Source organism: Pseudomonas sp. B14(2017) (assembly GCF_002113255.1).
Taxonomy (GTDB): Bacteria; Pseudomonadota; Gammaproteobacteria; order Pseudomonadales; family Pseudomonadaceae; genus Aquipseudomonas; species Aquipseudomonas putida_Z.
Map to the genome: position 1 here is coordinate 1 of NZ_NEJY01000045.1, position 6,432 is coordinate 6,432.

Annotated in this window: 7 protein-coding genes and 1 pseudogene; 6 read left to right on the forward strand and 2 right to left on the reverse strand. The window is 66.1% G+C overall.

Annotation, left to right across the window (positions count from 1 at the left end; all coding sequences use genetic code 11):
- The first annotated feature begins 177 nt into the window (after nt 1-177).
- The 4 genes and pseudogenes from CAG34_RS27165 (at nt 178) to CAG34_RS27180 (ending at nt 2,939) form a co-directional block, all read left to right on the forward strand.
- Nucleotides 178-465, forward strand: a complete 288-nt coding sequence (locus CAG34_RS27165; RefSeq protein WP_025338395.1) for a hypothetical protein — start codon at nt 178-180, stop codon at nt 463-465.
- Nucleotides 462-1,971: pseudogene (locus CAG34_RS27170) on the forward strand (PepSY-associated TM helix domain-containing protein). Before CAG34_RS27165 ends, CAG34_RS27170 begins: the two are co-directional and overlap by 4 nt.
- Entirely contained in the window at nt 1,968-2,300 is a 333-nt protein-coding gene (locus tag CAG34_RS27175) for a DUF3325 domain-containing protein (RefSeq protein ID WP_085593495.1), read from the forward strand. Before CAG34_RS27170 ends, CAG34_RS27175 begins: the two are co-directional and overlap by 4 nt.
- Nucleotides 2,301-2,399: 99 nt before the next feature.
- Nucleotides 2,400-2,939: a histidine phosphatase family protein gene (locus CAG34_RS27180; protein WP_085593497.1), complete on the forward strand. Its 540-nt coding sequence runs from the start codon at nt 2,400-2,402 to the stop codon at nt 2,937-2,939.
- Nucleotides 2,940-2,942: 3 nt separating this feature from the next.
- On the opposite strand, the gene CAG34_RS27185 is transcribed toward CAG34_RS27180, so the two are convergent.
- Nucleotides 2,943-3,728: a sulfite exporter TauE/SafE family protein gene (locus tag CAG34_RS27185; RefSeq protein WP_013971855.1), complete on the reverse strand. Its 786-nt coding sequence runs from the start codon at nt 3,726-3,728 to the stop codon at nt 2,943-2,945.
- 227 nt (nt 3,729-3,955) lie between these two features.
- Nucleotides 3,956-4,549 (reverse strand): helix-turn-helix domain-containing protein, encoded by a 594-nt coding sequence (locus tag CAG34_RS27190; protein WP_085593499.1) that lies wholly within the window; start codon nt 4,547-4,549, stop codon nt 3,956-3,958.
- A 114-nt stretch (nt 4,550-4,663) separates the two neighbouring features.
- Here CAG34_RS27190 and CAG34_RS27195 point away from each other — a divergent pair, with 114 nt between their 5' ends.
- The gene (locus tag CAG34_RS27195) at nt 4,664-5,800 is read left to right on the forward strand and encodes an FAD-binding oxidoreductase (RefSeq protein ID WP_085593501.1); all 1,137 of its coding nucleotides are present in this window, start codon (nt 4,664-4,666) and stop codon (nt 5,798-5,800) included.
- A 12-nt stretch (nt 5,801-5,812) separates the two neighbouring features.
- Nucleotides 5,813-6,190, forward strand: a complete 378-nt coding sequence (locus tag CAG34_RS27200; RefSeq protein ID WP_085593503.1) for a RidA family protein — start codon at nt 5,813-5,815, stop codon at nt 6,188-6,190.
- Nucleotides 6,191-6,432 lie beyond the last annotated feature (242 nt).

Genomic DNA, 6,432 nt, shown 5'->3' on the forward strand with positions numbered 1-6,432 from the left:
ACCATGACCGCATCAGGCTGAAACTCAATGGCCTGAGCCCTGTCAGCTACAGGACTCAGGCCACTGGCTAAAACTGTCCAACTTTTCGGGGGCAGTCCACCCTGTGGGAGCTGGCTTGCCGGCGAATGGGCTGCAAAGCAGCCCCAGATGCCACCGATCAACGCCAAGGAGCCCCCGATGATCAAAGCCCCCGCCTGGCTGCAGATCCTCTCCCGCAGCTTTGCCGCACTGCTCGGCGGCTATGCCCTCAGCTACGCCGCCAGCGCCTGCCTGGCCCGCATCCTGCCGCTGGCTGCCGCCGATGCGGTCATCGTCGCGACCCTGCCGGCCTTCATCTTCTACACCGCCGCCATCCTCTGGGCCTTCGCATGCAGCGATGCCCTGCGGGCCTGGGCCCCGCTGGCCGTGGCCGTACCGCTTGCCCTGATCGGCTTCTGGCCGCAGGCACTGGAGTGGCTGGCATGAAGAACACCTTCACCCAATCGATGGCCTGGCTGCACACCTGGGCCGGGCTGATTTTCGGCTGGCTGCTGTTCGCCATCTTCGTCACCGGCACCCTGGCGGTATTCGACAAGGAACTCGACCACTGGATGCAACCGGAAATCCCGGGCACCGAGGTACCCCAGGCCGACGCCGCGCGGCGCGCCATTGCCTACCTGCAGGCCCACGAGCCGCAGGCTGGCAACTGGGGCATCAGCCTGCCAAGCGAGCGCTCGCCCGGGTTGCGCGTGTCCACCGGCGAGCGTCGCCATGGCCCCACCGTACAGCTCGACCCGCGCACCGGCGAGGCCATCGAGGTGCGTGACAGTGTTGGTGGCAACTTCTTTTTCCGCTTCCATTTCACCCTCGACCTGCCACGCAACTGGGGCATCTTCGTGGTCGGCGCGCTGGCGCTGGTGATGCTCGCGGCGCTGGTCACCGGTATCGTCATCCACAAGAAGATCTTCAAGGAGTTCTTTACCTTCCGGCCGAACAAGGGCCAGCGCTCGTGGCTGGATTTCCACAACGCCAGCGCGGTGCTGTTGCTGCCGTTCCACCTGATGATCACCTACACCGGCCTGGTGATCTTCATGCTCATCTACATCCCGGCCGGATGCGCTGTTCGCCGGCGACAATCGTGCCTACTTCCAGGCCCAGGGCAATGCCCGCCTGGAGCAGCCTCGTGGCCTGGCCAGGCAACCGGCCGCGCTGGTCGATGTCGCGCCATTGCTGGCCCAGGCCGAGGCGCGCCTGGGGCCGATTGGTGGCCTGAATATCCGCAACCCCAACACGGCGGCGGCGCGTATCGAAATACGCCCCGGACTGGGCAACCGCATTGCCTTGGCCAAGGGCCAGGCCATGGTCTTCGATGGTGTCAGCGGGCAGTTGCTCGGCGACGTCGCCGAATGGCGCGCGGCGCCATTGACCCAGCGGGTCATGGCCGGCCTGCATTTCGCCCAGTTTGGCGGCTACCCGATGCGCTGGCTGTATTTCGTCTGCGGGCTGGTCAGTTGCCTGATGATCGCCAGCGGGCTGGTGCTGTTCTGCGTGAAGCGTGGGCGCAAGTACACCAGCGCCGAGGCTTCGGTGCGGCGTTGGTACCGGGTGGCGGAGGTGTGCAACGTGGGCTTCGTCAGTGGCCTGTTGTTGGCGTGCGTGGCGTTGCTGTGGGCTAGCCGCGTGCTGCCGGTGGAACTGGCGCAGCGGGAGAGCTGGGAGGTTCGTGCGTTCTTTGGTGTATGGCTGCTGGCGCTGTTGCATGCCGGTATCAGGCCGGTACGCCGGGCCTGGGTCGAGCAACTGCTGCTGACCGCGTTGCTGTGCATTGGCCTGGGTGCGTTGGGTGGCTTGGGCGACGCCATGCGCCTGGGGGTGGTGGCCTGTGCCTTGGTGTTGGGTGTATTGCTCGGGCTGCTGGCCTGGCGCGTATGGCAGGCGCAGTGGGTGCCGCAGAAGGCCAGGGCAGGGCGGCGGATGGAGGCCGGGGCATGATGATGTGGGTCATGGGCAGCGTGTTGTTCGCCTACGCTGGCATGCTGGGGCTGTGCCAGGGGCTGGAGCGGCATTACAAGCAGGTATGGAACCGCATCTGCCCGCGGGTGCTGCGTGTCGGCTTGCGCGCGGCCGGCTGGCTGGCGTTGCTGGCCAGTCTGGTGCTGTGTGCCCAGGCCTGGGGCTGGGCCATGGGGCCGGTGGCCTGGTTTGCCGTGATGTCGCTGGCGGGGATGGTGCTGGTATTGCTGCTGCCATACTGGCCGCGGCTGGCGGTGGGGTTGGTGGCAGCGGTGCCGGTTTGGGGACTGATGCTGCTGATGATCTGACCAGGCCCCATCGTCGGCGCAGCCGGTGCCAGGTTGTTGCGGTAAAAAGTGCCAAGGCATGTTAAACCTTGCGCCCCGACCCGCTGCGAGAGAAACCCGGTGAAAGCCGTCCGTCTGACCCTGATCTGCCACGCCCTTACCCAGGCCCAGAAGACCGGGCGCCTGCACCGTGCCGACGATGGCATCCTGCCGTTGGGCCAGCAGCCTTTCGCCGACCTTTCCGGTGTGCCGGTGCTGACTGCACCAGAGCGGCGAGCCTGCGAGACGGCGGCGTGGTTTTCGGGACCGGTGCAGGTCGAGCCGGCCTTGGCCGATTGCGACCTGGGGCGTTGGCAAGGGCTGACGCTGAAGCGATTGCAGGCCGAGCAACCGCAGGCGATGGCCGAATGGCTGCAGGCCCCGGCCAGTAATGTGCACGGCGGCGAGTCGTTCGCCGTGCTTTGCCAGCGCATCGCCGCCTGGTTGGCGGCCTTCGACAGGCCGGGTGAATGGGTGGCGGTTACCCACCCGATGGTCATGCGCGCCGCGCTGGTGCACGTACTTGGCTGCCCGATGAGCGCCAGTCAGCGGGTCGACGTGTTGCCGCTGTCGCGCCTGGAGCTGAGCTTTACCGGGCAGTGGCGCCTGCGCCTGGGCTGAAGGTCAGAACGCCAGCTTGTAGCCGATCAGCAGCAGCATCGCCGCCAGGCACGGACGCAGCACGCGGTCGGAAATCCGCCCGGTGAGGTGGCTGCCCAGGTAGATGCCTGGCAGCGAGCCCAGCAGCAGGTAGCCCAGCAGCGACCAGTCCATGTTGCCCATGCCGGCATGGCCCAGGCCCGCCACCAGGGTAAGTGGCACGGCGTGGGCGATTTCGGTACCGACCAGGCGGCGGGTGACCAGGAACGGGTACAGCAGGAACAGCGCCACGGTACCCAGTGCGCCGGCGCCGATGGAAGTGAGGGTGACCATCACCCCCAGCACCACGCCGGTGAGCACGGTAAGGGTGTTCAGGCTGCGGTCGCTGAGGTGGTAGTGGTCACCAGCATGGCGGCTGGCGAAGGCCTGCAGGCGCGATTTGAACAGGATGGCCAGCGCGGTCAGGATCAGCACCACCGCCAAGCCTTGCTTGATGACGGCGTTGAGCGCCGAGGTGTCGGTGTGCAGGGTGCTGAGGAACCACAGGGTCAGCGCCGCCGCGGGCACGCTGCCCAGGCTGAGCAGGCCGGTGATCTTCCAGTCGACGTTCTTGTTGCGCGCATGCACCCAGACGCCACTGGCCTTGGTGATGGCGGCGTAGAGCAGGTCGGTGCCGACGGCTGTTGCCGGGCTGATGCCAAACCACAACAGGATCGGGGTCATCAGCGAGCCGCCACCGACGCCGGTCATTCCGACGATGAAACCCACGACCAGGCCCGCAATGGTGAAACCGAAAGAACCTACATCCATACGCTACTCGACTGCCCAACTTTGCCCGTTATCGGATGCAGCCCAGCATATAGATTTTTTTATAGCCAAATAGACTTGTTCGTTATTAGGTTATAACCGGGTGCTTGCCTGCCAGGGCCCTATCGCCGGCAAGCCAGCTCCCACAGGTACTGCACAGGCCCTGAGGTTGATGCGGTCGGTGTGGGAGCCGGCTTGCCGGCGATAGGGCCCTGGCAGGCAGCACCGAGTCAGCGATCGGTCATCACCACCATCACATGCGCATCTGCGCCATCGTCACTTTCCGACAGGTAGATATGCCCCACCTGGCTGTCGAAATACGCCGTCTCCTGCGTCCCGATGCTCACCGCTTCGCCGGTTTCGAACTCGATACGAACGCGCCCGCTCAGCACCAACGCGAACTCTTGCCCGGGGTGGCGGATAAAATCGTCGAACTGGCCGCGTTCACGGGCAATGATGCGGGCATAGGCGGGTGTCATGCGCCGTTCGGGGAAGTCGCCGGCGATCGGGTGGTAGTCATAGGTGCCGGTCGAGTAGCCCGCCGCCGCCGGCAGTGAATCGACCACCACGGTCACCGGTGCCGGTGCTGTGACCGTGCCGCTGGCCCGCAACAGCTGGGCAATGTCGACATTCAGCGCCCGGGCGGCAGCGGCCAGTTTTTCGTAGCTGACCGAGACCTGCGCCAGTTCCATCTTCGACAAGGTGGACAGCGGTACGCCGCTGGCTTCGGACAATTGCTTGAGGGTCATCTGGCGCGCCTTGCGCACCTGGCGCAGGCGCTGGCCGACTACGGCACGGTCCAGCAGGGGTAGGGCAGCGGGCATTCGGGGTCTCGGCATGCGGCGTTGGTCGGGCATCTTACCTTGGACCCTTGCGTATTCGTAAATTCTCATATATTAGAATTCTCATAAATGATAATTAGCCTGGCAGGAGCGTGCATGACCCCGATCTACGACACCCTGATCATCGGCGCCGGCATTGCCGGTGCATCCCTGGGCTATCGCCTGGCCGGCCAGCAGAAGGTGCTGCTGCTCGAGCGCGAGGCACAGCCTGGCTACCATTCCACCGGGCGTTCGGCAGCCATGTTCATGGAGGCCTACGGCACCCCGCAGATCCAGGCGTTGACCCGCGCCAGCCGGGCCTTCTACGAAGCACCACCGCAGGGTTTCTGCGAGCACCCGCTGCTGGAACCGCGTGGCTGCCTGTACGTCGCCAGCCTGGAACAGCGCACGCTGCTCGAGCAGACCCATGCGCAGAACCTGGCCAACGGCACCGAGGTCAGCCTGCTCGACCGCGACGCCGCCCTGGCCCTGGTGCCGAGCCTGCGTGGCGAGAACCTGGCCGGCGCGGTGCTCGAGGCGGGGGCCATGGACCTGGACGTACATGCCCTGCACCAGGGCTTCTTGCGTGGCTATCGCGCCGCTGGCGGCGAACTGCGCTGCAACGCCGAGCTTGTCCAGGCCTGGTATCTGGATGACCTGTGGCAGGTGCAGCTGGGCGATGGCAGCCGCATACAGGCGCGCCAGCTGGTCAATGCCGCTGGCGCCTGGGCCGACCGTGTGGCCGAGCAGTGCGGCGTGGCGCGTATCGGCCTGCAACCCTGCCGGCGCAGTGCCTTTACCTTCCCCGGCCCGGTAGACCAGGACTTCGCCCGTTGGCCGGCGGTAATCGGCGTAGACGAAAGCTTCTACTTCAAGCCCGACGCCGGCCAGCTGCTGGGTTCGCCGGCCAATGCCGACCCGGTCGAACCCCAGGACGCCGCGCCCGAGGAGCTCGACGTGGCTTTGGGCATCTACAACATCGAGGCCATGACCACCCTGGCGATCCGCCGGCCGAGCCACACCTGGGCCGGGCTGCGCTCGTTCGTCGCCGACGGCGACCTGGTGATCGGTTTCGATGTGCACGCGCCAGCGTTCTTCTGGCTGGCGGCACAAGGTGGCTATGGCATCCAGTCGGCTGCGGGCGCCTCGCGCCTGGCTGCCGACCTGCTGCTGGGCCAGCCCCTGTGTCCTGGCCTTGTCAGCCAGGGGGTGGCGCCCGAGCGCCTGTCCCCGGCCCGTTTCCAGCAATCCTGAAAGGAGCATCCCATGAGCAATGATATCCAGCGTTTCCCCAGCAGCCTGCCGTTCCCGTTCTCCCGTGCGGTAAAAGCCGGCGGCTTCCTGTTCCTGTCCGGCCAGGTGCCGATGAGTGCCGGAGGCGAAGTGGTGCGCGGTGACATCCAGGCCCAGACCCGCGCCGCCTGCGAGCGCATCGGCGAAAGCCTGGCGGCCTGCGGCGCGCGTTTCGACCAGGTGGTCAAGGCCACGGTGTGGCTGTCGGACATGAGCCACTTCGCCGGCTTCAACGAGGTGTACAAGGAGTTCTTCGGCGCAGCGCTGCCGGTGCGCTCGACCGTGGCCTCGGCATTGGCGCTGGGGGTGGATGTGGAGATCGAAGTGCAGGCGTTTGTCGGCGACGCCTGAGCGCTCTTGTAGGAGCGGCCTTGTGTCGCGATGGGGCGCGAAGCGGCCCCAGGATCTCAGCTTCGCAGCAAGAATCGCCGGGGCCGCCATGCGGCCCTATCGCGACACAAGGCCGCTCCTACACGGGGTATGTGGTGGCAGTGAGACAACAACAATAAATCCAGAGGTTCACATGCAAGAGCAGCTGAAGATTGCCGGCGCGTTTGTCGGCGTGATCGTGGGGGCGGGGTTCGCTTCGGGGC